Source organism: Cryptosporangium arvum DSM 44712 (assembly GCF_000585375.1).
Taxonomy (GTDB): Bacteria; Actinomycetota; Actinomycetes; order Mycobacteriales; family Cryptosporangiaceae; genus Cryptosporangium; species Cryptosporangium arvum.
In genome coordinates, this window is record NZ_KK073874.1 from 6,277,484 (window position 1) to 6,292,855 (window position 15,372).

The window sequence follows — 15,372 nt, forward strand, 5'->3', positions numbered from 1 at the left end:
GGAGGTCCGGTGGCCGCAGACGCATCGGAAGCGCAGGTACTGATCGTCGGAGCGGGCTCCGTGGGGTCGATCCTGGCGTTGGAGCTGGCGCACCACGGGGTGCCGAGCGTCGTCGTGGACCGGGCCGTGAACCCGCCCCAGTCCTCCGACGTGGACTACCTGGACAGCCGCAGCATGGAGTTGATGCGGCGGCTGCGGCTGGCCGCGACGATCCGCGCGCAGGGCGTCGGGCCGGAGAACTCCGGCGGCGTGGAGTGGCGGAGCCAGGGCCTCGACGAGCCACCGGTGCTCGTGCTCACGGTTCCGTCCCTCGACGAACTACGCGGCCGGTACGCGCAGGTCGAGGACGGCAGCGCACCGGTGGAGCTGCCGCAGCGGGTGTCCGGCGTCCGGCTCGCTACCGGGTTGCGGGCCGCCGTCGAGCACCACCCGCTGATCGACCTGCGCCTCGGCTGGACGTTCACCGGCCTGCGGGTCGACGGCGAGCGGGTCGTCGCGACCGCGATCGACCGGGGCGCGGGGGCGGCCCGCCGCACCATCACGACCCGGTTCGTCGCCGGGTGCGACGGCGCCCGCAGCACGGTCCGCCAGTGCCTGGACATCCCGATGGCCGAGCTCACCGACCCGGTGCAGCACTGCTCGGTGTACTTCCGCAGCCCCGACCTGACCCGGCGGTTCACCGAACGGCGACCGTCGACGGTCATCGTCGGCACGCTGACGCTGGAGGCCCGCGCCGACGGGAGCGACACCTGGGTCGGTCACCTGCGGGTCGCGCCGGGCGATCCGGTCACCGCCGACCCGGAGGCGCTGCTGCGTGCCGGGCTGGGCCGCGCCGGGCTGGGCAACCGCCTGGAGACCGCCGAGATCCTCGACGTGACCCAGTGGGACGACGCCCTCGCGGTGGCCGACCGCTACCGCGCCGGGCCGGTGTTCCTGGTCGGGGAATCCGCGCACCGCTTCTACCCGGTCGGCGCCAACGCGGCGACGAGCGTCGGTGACGCGGTGGACCTCGGGTGGAAGCTGGCCGGTGTGCTCAACGGCTGGGGCGGCTCCGGGCTGCTCGACAGCTACGAGGCCGAGCGTCGCCCGCGGGCCCTGATGGACCGGGAGCTCGTCGCGCGCGGGCTGGAGACCCGGCGTCGCGTCGAGCGGCTGGCCGCCGCCGGGGCGTCGCGCGAGTTCCTCGCCGGCGTGCTGCGCCAGGAGATCGCACCCGACGACACCGGGCTCCCCGAGGGGCGGGCCCCGGCGGTGCGCCTCGACGACGGCACCCAGCTCTTCGACCGTCTCGGCCCGCAGTTCACGCTCGTCGACCTGACCGAGGACGAGGCCGGTCGCGCGCTGGTGCTCGTCGCGCGCCGGCGCGGGATCCCGATGGCCCACCTCGTCGTCACCGACCGGGCGGTGCGGACCCGGTGGGACCGCCGGCTGGTGCTGGTCCGGCCCGACCAGCGCATCGCGTGGCGCGCCGACCACGCCCCGGCCGACTGGGACACGGTGCTCGACCGGATCAGTGGCCACCTCGGTCCCGAAACCCCGTGATCACGTCATGTCCGGCGGCGGCCGGGCACGGCACCCTCGAAGCGTCGCCGGCCGCGGACGGAGGCAGCGTCGGAGGGGTGCGCTGTCTTCGGTCCCGGACCCGTCACGAGGTTCGAGTGAGCAGCTCGACCAGTCGCGGGGCGAACGGGGCGTCGAGGGAGAGCACCACCCGGCACCGGGCTCCGGGCCGCTGCGGGTGGCCGACCCGCTCGCCGCGCAGGTCGCAGATCGTCTGGCCGCGTCCGGGGCCGTCGGTCGCGTCCACCACGACCGGCACCGTCGGGGCCATTACGGGGGTGGCCCCGGCGGCGGCCACAGCCGCGGCCAGCGGGTCGTGCAGCGGGGCGCAGCGCCGGCCGAAGCCCTCGACGTAGAACGTGAAGTACACGTCGAGCATCCGGCCCAGTGCGCGCGGGAGGGGCCGGTCGGCGTCCAGCAGCGCGGCGCGACCGGCCTCTTCCAGCACGTGCTCCATCGTGACGTCGAGCGTCACCAGCGTGACCGGCCAGTCGGTCGAGAGCACGCGGTCGGCGGCCTCCGGGTCGTTGTAGATGTTCGCCTCCGCCACCGGCGTCACGTTCCCCGGCGCCTTCGCCGCCCCGCCCATCACGACGACGCTCTCCACCAGACGCGGGAGGTCCGGGTCGGCGTCGAGCGCGCGGGCGAGGTTGGTGAGCGGGCCGATCGCGAGCACCCGCAGCCGCCCCCGGTGCTCGCGGGCGAGGCGGAGCAGGAGCTCCACCGCGGTGGACTCCGGGTCGCGCGGGCTGCGCGGCAGCTCGACGTCGCCGACGCCGTTCGCGCCGTGGATGTGTGCCGGGCCACCGGGCCAGCTCCCGGCGAGCGGCCGCTCGGCGCCGACCGCCACCGGGACGTGGTCGTGGCCGCCGAGCGCGAGCAGGTCCAGCGTGTTGCGTGCGGCCCGGTGCGCGTCGATGTTGCCGAACACAGTGCCGACGCCGACCAGATCGACGTCGGGGTGGGCCATCAGGTACGCGATCGCGAGCGAGTCGTCGATGCCGGTGTCGCAGTCGAGGTAGATCGGGTGCCCCATGGCGTCATTGTCTCCGGATGCGGTCCGGTGCCCGGTGGGTGAGGCTGGGCCCATGGGGCAGCGGTTGCGGTTCGACGGGTGGATCGGCGGCGTGGGGACGACGAGCGGCACCCGGTTGGTGCTCGGGCACTGGCCGGAGTCGCCGTTCGGGCCGGTCAGCGACGTGATGGTCGAGGACGCCACGGGGCGGCGGACGCTCGTCGCGACGTCGGACGAGCTGGCCGGGTTCGTCGCGGCCACGTACCGGTTCGACGAGGTGCTGGTGGAGCCGGTGCGCGTGCGGCCGGGCCCGGAGTGGGTCGTGGAGGCCGGTCCGCTCCGGTGCACGTTCACCCCCGGCGGCCGGCGTCCGCTGGGGTGGCTGCTGCGTGCGGTGCCGTCGCGGCTGGCCGGTACACCCGCCTGGGTGCGGCTGATCGACCTGCCGGCACGGGTCGTGCTGCCGGGGGTACGCACGCACGGGAGCGCGGGCAACGGGCGGTACGAGTGGTACGGCGCCCGGGACGTGCGGCCGATCGTCGCCGCGTCGGCCTCGTGGGAGTCCGCGGACCTGGGGACGCTGACGCCGATCGACCCGCCGGTGCGCTTCGGGTTCGGCTCGACGCCCCGCGACCCGTCGCTGGTGCGGATCACCACCACGGTGGCGGTGCCCTGACGTGAAGAACCGGCCCGGAGGAGGCGGGTCCCCGGGCCGGTTCGTGCGGGACGATCAGCCGACGCGCTCGATCAGCGCGCGGCGGATCAGGAACTTACCGGGCTCGCGGACCTGCTCGAACGCGGCGTTGTTCAGCAGCGCGCAGCTGCCGGACGCGCCGGTCACCTGGACGGTGATCGACTTGTTGTTGTCCAGGTTGGTCACGCGCAGCGTGGTGCCGACCGGGAATTGGTTGCTGGAGGCCGCCGGGGCGCCGTCCTCACCGGAGAGCGTGATCGTGCTGCCGTTGCAGACCTGCTGCGCGTTGCCGTTGTTCGCCGGCGGGGCCGGTGCCTCCGCGGCCGGGTCGGCGGCCGGAGGCTGCGCCGCGGGCGGCTGAGCGGCCGGGGGCTGGGCGGCGGGCGGCTGGGCGGCGGCGCCGTCGGCGACGACGTTCGCGGTGCATTCGGCGACCACGCGCCGCTGCTGGATCAGGTCGACGACGGCCTGCCGGTTGGCGATCCGCGCGTCGGACAGCGCGTCGGGGTTGGCCTGCTGCTGCGCGATGAAGTTCAGGTTGTTCTTCAGCGCGGTGTCCAGGCCGCCGCAGTCCTCCTTCGGCGCCTGGGGCGCGGCGGCGTTCTCGCCGGCCGAACTCACGCCGATGCCCACCGCGGTCGCACCGCCGAAGACCACGAGCATGCCCACCCCGACTGCTGCCTTACGCCGCCATCCCAGGTTCCGATTCGCCACGACACACCCTTCGACCGATCATCATTGACACCGTGCAGGCCCCTGCACTTTCGATACCGAGGTACGGATGTCGTGGTGGGGTCGGTTCGAATAATGGGATCTCTTAAGGTTTTTGACTCAACCCGTCCGATTCGCGGCGGCCGCGAACAGCAGCGCGGGTCTCTTGTCGACAGTCGAAACGTGCACGTGGTCGTAGTGCCCGCCGGTGACGTCGGCCGGGTCGTACACCCCCGCGCCCCGATAGGGACGCCAGCCCTCCCCGTCGTGCTCCCAGGACCAGATCCGGCCCTGGAAGATCACGTAGTGGACGCGCAGCGCGATGGCGTGGGTGCGCAGCCAGCGCGCGAGCTCCCAGCCGCCCCGGACACCGGCACGATCGGGGAACGCGCCGATCCGGCCGATCGTGTAGTCGCACGCGCGTCCGTGGGGATGGTCGCTGCGCGGGTTCCACGCGTGCTCGTCCCAGCACGAGACCGGGAGGTCCCCGAAGCGGTGGCGCACCTGGAACGTCAGCCACGCGATCGGCGCGGTGACGCAGCCGTCGGTGTCCGACGGGTCCGGGATCACGCAGCCCCGCGGCCCGCCGACGTACGGCAGCGGCGCGGGCGGCGGTGCTCCCGCCGCCACCGGGACGGCGGGTGGGTGCGGGCCGCCCACCCCGAGCAGAACGCCGAGCACCCCCGCGACCCCCGGAATCCCCATCCGAGCACGGTAGAGCGCCCGGACCGGGGTGGCGGCAGGCGCGCCGGTCAGTCGTCGGCGAGGAGTTCGCGGACCCGGGGGATCACCTTGGTGCCGTAGAGCTCGACCGCGGTCGCCATGTGCTCGTGCGGGATCGGCCCGTTCGTGTACTTCAGATCGAACCGCTGGATGCCCAGCGCACGCACCGTCCGGGCGATCTTCCGCGCGACGGTCTCCGGTGACCCGAGGTGCAGCGCCCCGTGGTTGACGTCGGACTCGAACCGGCCCCGGGTGTACTTCGGCCAGCCGCGTTCGGCGCCGATGCGGTTGTGCATCGTGCGTGCGTGCGGCCAGACGATCTCCGCGGCCTCCTCGTCGGTCGCCGCGACGAACCCCGGCGAGTGCACCGAGACCGGCAGCGGCTCGCGTCCGAACTCGGCGAGGGCCCGGTGGTAGAGCTCGACGAACGGCGCGAACCGGGCCGGGTCCCCGCCGATGATCGCCAGCGCCAGCGGCAACCCGTACCGCGCCGCGCGCACCACCGACTCCGGGCTCCCCCCGACGCCGATCGACGCGCTCAGCCGCCCCGACTCGACCTTCGGGAACACCTCCTGGTCGACCAGCGGCGGGCGCACGGTGCCGCTCCAGGACACCGGCCCACCCTCGAGCAGCGCCACCACCAGGTCGAGCTTCTCGCTGAACAACGTCTCGTAGTCGCTCAGGTCGTACCCGAACAGCGGGAACGACTCGGTGAACGACCCCCGGCCGAGCGTCATCTCGGCGCGGCCGCGCGCGATCGCGTCGAGCGTCGCGAACCGCTCGTACACCCGCACCGGGTCGTCGGAGCTGAGCACGGTGACCGCGGTACGCAGCCGGATCCGTGAGGTCCGCGCGGCGATCGCCGCGAGCACGATCTCCGGCGCCGAGATCGCGAAGTCGTCGCGATGGTGCTCCCCGACCCCGAAGCTGTCGACCCCGACCTGCTCGGCGAGCACGCCCTCGTCGACGACGTTCCGAATCACCTGCGCGTACGGGATCGGGTTCCCGTCCAGGTCCGTGCTCCGATCACCGAACGTGTCGAGCCCGAACTCCAAGTCCGTCATCTGTAACCTCCGCGGGGTCGAGTATCACCCGGAACAACCCGCGCGGATCCTGCAGGGTCGCCGGTGGCCGCACCGCCGAGCGGGCCACCACGTGCGTGAACCGCGCCGGGCGGCGGTGCGGCAGCGGCTGCCCCGCTGCCCAGCGGTAGTCGCCGGCGACCTCACCCAGCAGCAGCGCGGCCCCCTCCTCCACCGGGACACCGACCAGGTCGCCCGGCCTCATCTCGTCGAGGAAGGACGACAGCTGGCGGAGCGCCTTCGCCGGCCGTCGCCCGGAGAGCTCCTTCGCCAGGTCACGGAGCTCGGCCTGCTCCAGACCGGTCGCGTCGACGTCGACACCGGACTCGGTGCCGAGGCCGACCACGCCCAGGGACAACGCGGTGCCCAGGGCCGGCGCGTCCGACGGACGCACGATCCAGACCGGCACCCCGGACGGGGCCGGGGCCGGGGGGACGTCGTCCGCCGGGGGCCACACGTACGGCAGGTCGTCGGGGGTGTCGGGGAACAGCGGGCCGTAGAACGCGGGATCTTTGGCGCGCAGGTTCGACCGGTGCGAGCGGTGCACCGCCTCGTCCCCGACCCAGCTCGGCAGCAGCCCGGCCGCCGCGGCCTCACCCGGGGTGAGACCGGCGGCGTCGGGTGCGAACTCGGCGATCGGGGCCGCGGTGCTGTCGGCGAACCCGCGCGACCGCCAGCCCCGGACCATCGCCAGGCCGTACACGACCAGGCCGGCCGTGCGTCCGCGCCACATCGTCACGACCGGGTGGGTCGCCCAGCCGTAGTCGGGTAGCTCGAGCGCGCGCAGCACCTGGAGCGTCTCGACCCGTTGTTTGCCGAGGCGGGCGGAGTCGAGCAGCGCGGCGGAGCGGTCGAAGTCGGCGACCGGCAGGAAGGTTTGCAGTCAGACCACCAGATCGAGGAGGAGGACGCCGATCAGACCGCACACCGAGATGAGGCACTCCATCACGGTCCAGGTCTTGAGCGTCTGGCCGACGGTGGTACCGAGGTACTCCTTGATCAGCCAGAACCCGGCGTCGTTGACGTGGGACAGGAACAGCGAGCCGGCGCCGATCGCCAGCACCATCAGCGAGATCTCCGGGCTGGACAGATCGGCGGCCACCGGGGCCAGGATCCCGGAGGCGGTCACCGTGGCGACGGTGGCCGAACCGGTGGCGACGCGGATCAGCACGGCGACGATCCAGGCCAGCAGCAGCACCGGGAGCGCGCTGCCCTCGACCGTGTCGGCGATGATCTGCGCGAGGCCGGTGTCGATGAGCACCTGCTTCAGGCCACCACCGGCGCCGACGATGAGCAGGATGCCGGCGATCGGCGGGAGCGAGTCGCCGAGCGTGGAGGCGATCGCGCCGCGGTCCATGCCGGCGCCCAGCCCGAGCCCGACGATGCCGACGAGCACCGCGATCGTGAGCGCGATCAGCGGCGTGCCGACGAAGTCGACCGCGTCCTTGACCGGGCTCTCGCTGTCCGGCGCGACGACGTCGGCGATGGCCTTGGCCAGCATGAGCACGACCGGCAGCAGGATGCAGGCGAGCGTGGTGCCGAAGCTCGGCCGCTTACGTGACGTGACCAGCGACCCGGTGTCGCCGCGGCCCCGGTAGTCGTCGGTGCCGGAGGAGGCGTCGGCCGCGTCCTCGACGTCGGTCCCGCCGGTCCCGGCGGTCCGCGTCGCTCCGTCGGTGCGTGCCGCCGACGAGTCCTGGTCGGTCTGGAAGAGCGCGGGCACCGGGACGTCGACCCAGCGGGCGGCCCAGCGGCTGAAGAGCGGACCCGAGATCAGCACGGTCGGGACCGCCACCAGCAGGCCCAGCGCGAGCGTCAGCCCGAGGTTGGCGTTCAACGCGCTCACCGCCACCAGCGGGCCGGGGTGCGGCGGCACCAGGCCGTGCATCACCGAGAGGCCGGCGAGCGTCGGGATCGCGATCCGGAACAGCGGCAGGCCCGACCGGCGGGCCACCAGGATGATCACCGGGATCAGCAGCACGACCCCGATCTCGAAGAACATCGGCAGCCCGATGATCGCCCCGACCAGCGCCATCAACCACGGCAGCGCGCCCGGGCGGGCCCGCCCGACGATCGTGTCGACGATCTGGTCGGCGCCGCCGGAGTCGGCGAGCAGCTTGCCGAACATCGCGCCGAGGCCGATCAGCAGACCGACCGACGCCATCGTGTCGCCGAACCCGCCGCTGAAGCTCTCCGCGACGTCACCGGCCGGCAGCCCGGCGCCCAGCCCGAGCCCGATCGCGCCCACCGTCAGCGCGATGAACGGGTGCATCTTCACCCAGGTGATCAGCACGACGACGACCGCGATCCCGATCAGCGCGGCGACGATCAGCCGCGGATCGGAGCTCGCGGGCGCGGGTGCGTCGGCGGCGAGAACTCTCGTGACATCCATACGGGCTCCCGGTGTGTCCCCGGCGGACCTCGGCGCCCGCCGAGAGGCGCTTACCCCGACTTCAGCTCCGGTAGTCGGGTCGTACCGTCATGCCCCCGGCGCGGCGGCCCGGCGCTCGGCGGGCGCGATCCCGAGCAGCAGGGTGCTCCGTGGGACGTGCAGCGCACGGAACTCCTGGCGGAGTACGCGAGACACGGACCCTTACCGTCCGGTAAACCGGAGGGCGATCGGGACCGAGGGAGGCGCTGTGGCCGACAGTGACGTGCTGAGCACGCAGAAGCGTGGACGCCGGATCGCGTTGTCGAAGGAGGAGCTCGACGCGTTCCTCACCGAGAGCCGGACCTGCCGGGTCGCCACGCTCACGTCGTCGGGCGCGCCGCACGTCTCACCGCTCTGGTACGTCTGGGACGGCACGTCGCTCTGGCTCTACTCGATCGTGAAGAGCCAGCGCTGGGCCGACATCCTGCGTGATCCGCGGGTGGCGGTCGTCGTCGACGCCGGCCACGACTTCTTCGAGCTGCACGGCGTCGAGCTGCGGGGAACGCTGGAGCAGGTCGGGGAGGCGCCGCGCACCGGCGCCGAGTCGATCGCCGAGCTGGAGGCGGCCGAGCGCCTGTTCGCCGCGAAGTACTTCGACGGCGAGCAGAACATGTACCACGACGGCAGGCACGGCTGGGTGCGTCTCACGCCGAGCAAGATCGCCTCCTGGGACCACCGCAAGATCGCCGGTCTCAACGGCGCGTAGTCAGACGACGAAGCCGCCGGTGGCGCGCAGGTTCTGGCCGGTGATCCAGCCGGAGTCCGGGCCGGCCAGGAACGCCACCACGGCCGCGATGTCCGCCGGGCGGCCGAGGCGGCCCAGCGCGGTCAGGGCGGTGGCCGTCGCCACCGCCTCGGGCGGGTTGGTCCGGTGTAACAGCTCGGTCCCGGTCGCACCCGGTGAGACCGCGTTGACGGTGATGCCGCGCGGCCCGAGCTCGCGGGCCGCGACGGCGGTGAGCTGCTCCAGCGCGCCTTTGCTGGCGCAGTAGAGGCTGTGGCCGGGCGCGGGCACGACCGTGTTCAGCGTGGAGACGTTGACGATGCGGCCGTGGTCGCGCAGCAGCGTCGCCGCCCGCTGCATCGCGAACAACGGGAACTTCGTGTTGACGGTGAGCACGCGCTCGAACTCGGCCGGGGTGAGCGCGGCGATCGGTGCCGCCGGGTTGATCGCGGCGTTGTTGACGAGGATGTCGAACCCGTCGGCGACCGGGGCGAACAGCGCGTCGAGGGTGGCGAGGTCGGCCTGGTCGGCGCGCACGGCGGTCGTGCCGTCGACGGGAGCGCCGGGTGCCTCGCGATAGCTGAACACGACCCGGGCGCCCCGCCGGGCCAGCTCGTGCACGATCGCCCGGCCGATGCCCCGCGAACCGCCGGTGACCACCGCGACCTTCCCGGTCAGCTCCATACCCGCGGACGCTAGTGAGCCGGACGCACCGCGTCTTGGACGAATGCGAACAGTTCGCCCGGCGTCGATCCGAGCAGCGCGCGGGTCTCCCGGCTCAGGTGCGACTGGTCGGCGAACCCGACCGCGGCGGCGTCGCCGAGCGTGGCGGCGGGCGCGGTCAACACCCCGACCGCGCGCTGCAGGCGGGCCACCCGGGCGACGGTCTGCGGGGACAGCCCGATCCGGCGCCGGAACTCCAGCTCCAGGTAGCGGCGGCTGACGCCGAGTTCGGCCGCGAGCGCCCCGACCCGCACCCCGGCCGGGTCCTGCAGGCGCCACCAGGCCCGGTCGACGGTCCGCTGCACCCGGCGGCCCCGGAGACGCCCGGTGAGGATCGTGTCGAGCGCGGCGACGCGCGAGGGCCAGTCGGGTAGCTCGGCCAGCCGATCCGCCAGGCGGCCGAGGCCGGCGTCCAGGACGACCGTGGCCCCGGCCACCGCCGCGGCCTCGGCGCCGAGCAGGGCGCGGACACCGGCCGGGGTCAGGCCGACCGACACCCCCGAGCGCCAGGGACGGCCGTCGTGCACCGCGCCGGTGCGGCGGGCGCCGGTGACCAGCCGCGCGCCCTCGTCGGCGTCGAGCAGCAGCGTCGTGAGCGTGATCGGGAACATCCGGCGGCGGACCGGCGGGCCGCCGAGCGCGCGGTACCCGCCGTACCCCACCACGTACGGCCGGAGCCACGGCGCGGCGGCCGCCACCGCGCTCGAACAGCGCCCGGCAGCCGGCTCCGCGAGCGCGGAGTGGAGTTGGGCCAGCACGCGCCCCAGTATGGCTGTGACGCGAACCTCTCTAGAACGTTCTAGGGATCCGGGTATAGCGTTACCAGCGGTTGGCCCGCGATCCGCGCACCGGTGCGCATCGGAACCGTACCGGAGGCTTCGGTGGAGGCTGTGTCACGCGCGCGTCGCAACGCCGCGCTGCTCTCGCTCGCGCTGGGTGGGTTCGCGGTCGGCCTGACCGAGTTCGTCGCGATGGGGTTGCTCCCCGAGATGGCGCGCGGGCTGCTCCCCGCGGAGTACGCCCGCTCGACGTCGGACGCCGTGGCCGAGACCGGCTGGACGATCACGGTCTACGCGCTCGGCGTCGTCGTCGGGGCGCCCACGATCGCCGCGCTGACCGCCCGGATGCCGCGCAAGCAGCTCGTCGTCGGCCTGCTCGCGCTGTTCGCGGCCGGTACCGTCGCCTCCGCGCTCGCGCCGACGTTCCCACTGGTCCTGCTGGCGCGGTTCGTCGCGGCGCTGCCGCACGGTGCGTACTTCGGCGCCGCCGGCATGGTCGCGGCCGCGTTGATCGGCCCCGGCAGCCAGGCGAAGGGCTTCGCCGCGGTGCTGACCGGCCTGACCGCGGCGAACGTCTTCGGCGTCCCGCTGATCACGAGCCTCGGGCAGGCGACGAGCTGGCGGGTCGCGTACGCGGCGATCGCCGGGATGTTCGTGCTGACGCTGGTCGCGGTGCTGGCCACCGTGCCGGCGATCGCGGCCGCGCCGGGCGGGTCACCGCGGGCCGAGCTGAGCGCGTTCCGCTCGCCGCAGATGTGGCTCGCCGCGGCGATCGGCGCGATCGGCTTCGCCGGGTTCTTCGCGGTGTACAGCTACATCTCCCCGGTGACGACGAACACCACCGGCCTGTCGCCGGGCGCGGTGCCGTGGGTGCTGGCCACGATCGGGCTCGGGATGACGGTCGGGAACCTGCTCGGGGGCGTGGTCGGGGACCGGAACGTGCGGCGCAGCATCGTGCTCGGGCTCGGCTCGGTGGTGCTGGCCGCGTCGGCGTTCGCGCTGTCTGCCGGGCACCCGGCCGGGCTGTTCGTCGCCGCGTTCCTGGTGGGGGCGGCCTGCCTGGTGACCGCGCCCGCGCTCCAGGCCCGGCTGATCGAGGTGGCGCCCGGCGCCCAGCTGATGGGCGCGGCGATCAACCAGTCCGCGACGAACATCGGCAACAGCCTCGGCGCCGCGCTCGGCGGCCTGGTGATCGCCCGCGGTCTCGGGTACACCGCCCCGGCCTGGGTGGGGGCCGTGCTCGCCGCCGCCGGCGTGGTCGTCGCGGTGATCAGCTTCCGCCTCGACCGCCGGCCCGCCGGCCCGCCGGTAGTCCCGGACCCGGATGCGCGGGCCGCGGTCGCGCACCGCTGACGTCCGCCCGCGCGGGGACGGGACCGCTCAGTACGCTACGGCGATGACCGCGCGGCGTCCCACCTTGGCCGACGTCGCGGCCGAGGCCGGGGTGTCGACCGCGCTGGTGTCGATCGTCATGCGCGACGCGCCCGGCGCGAGCGCGGCCACCCGGCAGCGGGTGCTGGAGGTCGCCGACCGGATCGGGTACCGCCCCGACCGGCGCGCCCGGCTGCTGCGCAGTGGACGCAGCCGGCTGCTCGGTGTCGTCTTCAACGTGCAGCACGCGTTCCACGGCGATCTGCTCACCGGCCTCTACGACGCGGCCGCGCGGCTGGACTACGAGCTGACGCTCAGCGCGGTGACCCCGCACCGCGACGAGCACACCGCGATCGCCGGTCTGCTCCAGGACCGCTGCGAGGCGCTGCTGGTGATCGGACCGTCGTCCCCGACCTCGGCGCTCGCCGGGATCGCGGCGCGGATGCCCGTCGTCGCGCTCGGCCGCGACGTGCGCCACCACGCCGTCGACGTCGTCCGGAACGCGGACTGCCAGGGCCTGCACCAGGCCGTGGACCACCTGGTCTCGCTGGGGCACCGCCGGATCGTCCACCTCGACGGCGGGCGCACGCCGGGCACCGCCGAGCGGCGACGCGGCTACCGCGACCAGATGCGCAGGCACGGACTCGACGCCGAGATCCGGATCGTGCCGGGCGGACCGACCGGGGAGGACGGAGCGGCCGCCGTGGCCGCGCTGCTGGACGACCCGCCGACGGCGATCACGGTGTTCAACGACCTCGCCGCGACCGGCGTGCTCGACACGCTGCGCCGGGTCGGCCTGCGCGTACCGGACGACGTCAGCGTCGTGGGCTACGACGACAGCCGGCTCGCCCGGCTGACCTACCTCGACCTCACCACGATCGCGCAGGACACCACCGCGATGACGACGCACGCGGTCGAACGTGCGATCGCCCGCATCGAAGGCACCCCGGTGCTCCAGCGCGAGGTCGTCACTCCCCCGCACCTGGTGCCGCGGGGGACGACCGCAGCAGCCACTCCACCGCGGCGGCCCTGAACGGCGCCAGACCCTTGTAGGACGCCATGTCCTCGGGAAGTTCGGCGAGCACGCGCCCGAACCGCCGGCGCCACGCGGGCACGGTCGCGATCCGCGCGAGCGAGGCCAGGTACGTCCGGATCAGGAACAGAATCGCCCCCGAGTGGCCCAACCGGATCAGATGCTGCACCTCGACCCGCAGGTACAGCCGGCGCGCCAGCTCGTCCCCGGCTAGCGACCCGGCCGCCGACCGGACCGGCCCCCACACCGGGTAGGCCTCGGTCGACTGGTCGAGCCGCCCGTCGAGCGTCGCCGACCAGTTCGTGCGCCGGTACTCGTCGCCGGGTTGCAGGCGCATCAGGAACCGTTCGGCCCGCGCCACCACCCCGTCCTCGTGCACCCGGGGCACCGGCCCGTGGATCTCGGTGAACGTCATCCCGACGTCGAACGCCACCGACCACCCGGCCGCGAACGTGACCAGCCCGGCTTCCATCCACAGCGCGCCGTCGCGCTGGTCGAGCAGCACGATGTCGTCCTGGATCTGGCTGCCGAGGAACCCCAGCGGGCCACCCGGCAGCTCGTCGCCCTCCCGGAAGGCGACGTCGACCCCGAGGAGGTCGTTGCGCCACCGGTACCGCTCGCCCGCGACGTCCAGCCGCATCGCGTCGGGACGGGAGTCCGAGAGCTCGCGCAGGACCGTGACCAACGCGTCCCAGCACGCCGGTCCGGCCGACGGCCGGACGACGAGCCGGCCCGGATCCGACGCCAGGATCCGGGCCCGCTCGGCCAACTCGGCGCAGTACGCCGAGTCGACGTCGATCACGGACGAGCCCCACGAGCCCGCCTCCGTGCGCACCGGCACACGGGCACGCTCGACGTTCGTGCCGTACCGGAAGGTGTCGGCCCGGAACGGGAACGGGAACCGGGAGATCACCCCGTGATGGCCGCGACCTCGGCCGGCGAGAGCCGCAGCGACGCCGCCGCGATGTTGTCCTCGAGGTGCTCGATCGAGCCGGTGCCGGGGATCGGCAGGATCTGCGGTGAACGCGCCAGCAGCCATGCCAGCACGACCTGCCGCGGCGAGACCCCGTGGTCGACCGCGGCGTCCTTCACCGCGGCGATGTCGCCGCTGATCGGCGCCCAGGGCAGGAACACGAACTGCGACTGCTCGGCGAGGTCGACGACCGTCTCCGAGGACCGGTCCTCGACGTTGTAGCGGTTCTGCACCGAGACGACCGGCGTGAGGCCCTGGGCGATCGCGATCTGGGTCTCGTCGAAGTTCGAGACCCCGAGGTGCCGGATCTTGCCGGCGTTCTTGGCCTCGATCAGGACGCCGAGGGACTCCTCGATCGGTACGTTCGGGTCGGGACGGTGGAACTGGTACAGCGGGATCTGCTCCAGCTTCAACCGCTTGAGGCTGCCGTCGAGCGCCTTGACCAGGTGCTCCGGCGTGCCGTTGACCGGCCACTGGCCCGGCCCGGTGCGGGTCAGGCCGCCCTTGGTGGCGATGACCAGGTCGTCGGCGTAGGGGTACAGGGCCTCGGCGATCAGCTCCTCGCTGACGTTCGGGCCGTACGAGTCGGCGGTGTCGATGAAGTTGACGCCGAGCTCGACGGCCCGGCGCAGGACGGCTTTGGCGACCTCACGGTCCGGCGGGTCGCCCCAGACACCGGTCCCGGTGATGCGCATCGCGCCGAACCCGAGACGGTTGACGGTGAGGTCCCCACCGACGTCGATGGTGCCGGCCGCTCCGGCGTTGAGAGTCATGCTCCGAACCTACGCCGCTCACCAGGGAACTGCCCCGTGCCGATCCTGGAAGGTTCCGGTGGGGCCGTCGGAGCCGATCGTGGCCAGCGCGACGATCGCGTCGGTGCCCTCGCTGATCGTCTGCGGGCCGCTGTGGCCGTTGAAGTCGGTGGCGGTGTAACCCGGGTCGACGACGTTGATCCGCATCTGCGGGAGCGCCTTCGCGTACTGCGTGGTCAGCATCGAGAGGGCGGCCTTGGACGCGTCGTACAGCGGCATCGCGAACGTCGACTCGAAGCGCTCCGGGTCATGGGTGACACCGAACGAGCCCAGGCCACTGCCGACGTTGACGATCACCGGCGCGCCGGACCTGCTCAGCAGCGGCAGGAACGCGTGGGTCACCCGCACGACGCCGACGACGTTCGTCTCGAAGACCGCGCGGGCGTCGTCGCCGGTGATCTCGGCCGGCGGCGGGTTGACGCCGGGGACACCCGCGTTGTTGATCAGGACGTCGACGTGGCCCTCGTGGGCGGCGACGTCGGCGGCGGCCGCGGCGACGGAGGCGTCGTCGGTCACGTCGATCTGGACGAAACGGGCGTTGAGTTCCGCGGCGGCGGCTCGGCCGCGCTCGGGGTCGCGGGCGCCGACGATCACGGTGTGGCCGGCCTCGATCAGGCGGCGGGCGGACTCGAAGCCGAGGCTCTTGTTGGCCCCGGTGATGAACGTGGTGGTCATGGCGTCGACGATCCGCCCGGTCGCCGGGGGCTACCAGTGCCTCCCACGACGGTAGGACTGGCAGTA

Annotated in this window: 16 protein-coding genes; 5 read left to right on the forward strand and 11 right to left on the reverse strand. The window is 73.5% G+C overall.

What is annotated here, in order from left to right; translation table 11 throughout:
• The first annotated feature begins 9 nt into the window (after positions 1 to 9).
• A complete protein-coding gene (locus CRYAR_RS28760) occupies positions 10 to 1,542 on the forward strand; it encodes an FAD-dependent monooxygenase (protein ID WP_035856480.1) in 1,533 nt (510 codons plus the stop codon).
• 103 nt (positions 1,543 to 1,645) lie between these two features.
• Here the strand turns inward: CRYAR_RS28760 and CRYAR_RS28765 are convergent, their stop codons facing one another.
• Positions 1,646 to 2,596 carry a nucleoside hydrolase gene (locus CRYAR_RS28765; protein WP_035856481.1) on the reverse strand — a complete coding sequence of 317 codons (951 nt, stop codon included), beginning with the start codon at positions 2,594 to 2,596 and terminating at the stop codon, positions 1,646 to 1,648.
• 52 nt (positions 2,597 to 2,648) lie between these two features.
• Between CRYAR_RS28765 and CRYAR_RS28770 the strand changes: the two genes are divergently transcribed.
• Positions 2,649 to 3,251 carry a hypothetical protein gene (locus CRYAR_RS28770; protein WP_035856482.1) on the forward strand — a complete coding sequence of 201 codons (603 nt, stop codon included), beginning with the start codon at positions 2,649 to 2,651 and terminating at the stop codon, positions 3,249 to 3,251.
• A gap of 54 nt (positions 3,252 to 3,305) precedes the next feature.
• On the opposite strand, the gene CRYAR_RS28775 is transcribed toward CRYAR_RS28770, so the two are convergent.
• The 5 genes from CRYAR_RS28775 to CRYAR_RS28795 form a co-directional block, all read right to left on the reverse strand.
• Positions 3,306 to 3,932: an RlpA-like double-psi beta-barrel domain-containing protein gene (locus CRYAR_RS28775; protein ID WP_051572234.1), complete on the reverse strand. Its 627-nt coding sequence runs from the start codon at positions 3,930 to 3,932 to the stop codon at positions 3,306 to 3,308.
• 168 nt (positions 3,933 to 4,100) lie between these two features.
• A complete protein-coding gene (locus tag CRYAR_RS28780; protein ID WP_035856484.1) occupies positions 4,101 to 4,685 on the reverse strand; it encodes a VldE C-terminal domain-containing protein in 585 nt (194 codons plus the stop codon).
• 47 nt (positions 4,686 to 4,732) lie between these two features.
• The gene (locus CRYAR_RS28785) at positions 4,733 to 5,767 is read right to left on the reverse strand and encodes an LLM class flavin-dependent oxidoreductase (protein WP_035856485.1); all 1,035 of its coding nucleotides are present in this window, start codon (positions 5,765 to 5,767) and stop codon (positions 4,733 to 4,735) included.
• Positions 5,730 to 6,668: an MSMEG_6728 family protein gene (locus tag CRYAR_RS28790; RefSeq protein ID WP_051571071.1), complete on the reverse strand. Its 939-nt coding sequence runs from the start codon at positions 6,666 to 6,668 to the stop codon at positions 5,730 to 5,732. The genes CRYAR_RS28785 and CRYAR_RS28790 overlap by 38 nt, the downstream gene beginning before the upstream one ends.
• Positions 6,669 to 8,177, reverse strand: a complete 1,509-nt coding sequence (locus CRYAR_RS28795; RefSeq protein WP_035856487.1) for a GntP family permease — start codon at positions 8,175 to 8,177, stop codon at positions 6,669 to 6,671.
• 265 nt (positions 8,178 to 8,442) lie between these two features.
• Between CRYAR_RS28795 and CRYAR_RS28800 the strand changes: the two genes are divergently transcribed.
• Positions 8,443 to 8,922 (forward strand): pyridoxamine 5'-phosphate oxidase family protein, encoded by a 480-nt coding sequence (locus tag CRYAR_RS28800; protein WP_157018741.1) that lies wholly within the window; start codon positions 8,443 to 8,445, stop codon positions 8,920 to 8,922.
• Here the strand turns inward: CRYAR_RS28800 and CRYAR_RS28805 are convergent, their stop codons facing one another.
• Entirely contained in the window at positions 8,923 to 9,624 is a 702-nt protein-coding gene (locus tag CRYAR_RS28805; RefSeq protein ID WP_035856489.1) for an SDR family oxidoreductase, read from the reverse strand.
• A gap of 11 nt (positions 9,625 to 9,635) precedes the next feature.
• Positions 9,636 to 10,421, reverse strand: a complete 786-nt coding sequence (locus CRYAR_RS28810) for a helix-turn-helix transcriptional regulator (protein WP_063725779.1) — start codon at positions 10,419 to 10,421, stop codon at positions 9,636 to 9,638.
• A gap of 123 nt (positions 10,422 to 10,544) precedes the next feature.
• Here CRYAR_RS28810 and CRYAR_RS28815 point away from each other — a divergent pair, with 123 nt between their 5' ends.
• Positions 10,545 to 11,795, forward strand: a complete 1,251-nt coding sequence (locus CRYAR_RS28815; protein ID WP_051571073.1) for an MFS transporter — start codon at positions 10,545 to 10,547, stop codon at positions 11,793 to 11,795.
• 43 nt (positions 11,796 to 11,838) lie between these two features.
• Positions 11,839 to 12,846, forward strand: coding sequence for a LacI family DNA-binding transcriptional regulator (locus CRYAR_RS28820; RefSeq protein ID WP_035867531.1), 1,008 nt, complete (start codon positions 11,839 to 11,841; stop codon positions 12,844 to 12,846).
• Here the strand turns inward: CRYAR_RS28820 and CRYAR_RS28825 are convergent.
• Genes CRYAR_RS28825 through CRYAR_RS28835 form a run of 3 tightly spaced genes read right to left on the reverse strand, consistent with a single transcriptional unit; the run spans position 12,782 to position 15,306 of the window.
• Positions 12,782 to 13,759 (reverse strand): heme-dependent oxidative N-demethylase family protein, encoded by a 978-nt coding sequence (locus tag CRYAR_RS28825; RefSeq protein ID WP_051571074.1) that lies wholly within the window; start codon positions 13,757 to 13,759, stop codon positions 12,782 to 12,784. The genes CRYAR_RS28820 and CRYAR_RS28825 overlap by 65 nt on opposite strands.
• On the reverse strand, positions 13,756 to 14,592 hold the full coding sequence (locus tag CRYAR_RS28830) for an aldo/keto reductase (protein ID WP_035856490.1): 837 nt from the start codon (positions 14,590 to 14,592) through the stop codon (positions 13,756 to 13,758). The genes CRYAR_RS28825 and CRYAR_RS28830 overlap by 4 nt, the downstream gene beginning before the upstream one ends.
• 18 nt (positions 14,593 to 14,610) lie before the next feature.
• Positions 14,611 to 15,306 carry an SDR family NAD(P)-dependent oxidoreductase gene (locus CRYAR_RS28835; RefSeq protein WP_035856493.1) on the reverse strand — a complete coding sequence of 232 codons (696 nt, stop codon included), beginning with the start codon at positions 15,304 to 15,306 and terminating at the stop codon, positions 14,611 to 14,613.
• Between the last annotated feature and the right edge of the window lie 66 nt (positions 15,307 to 15,372).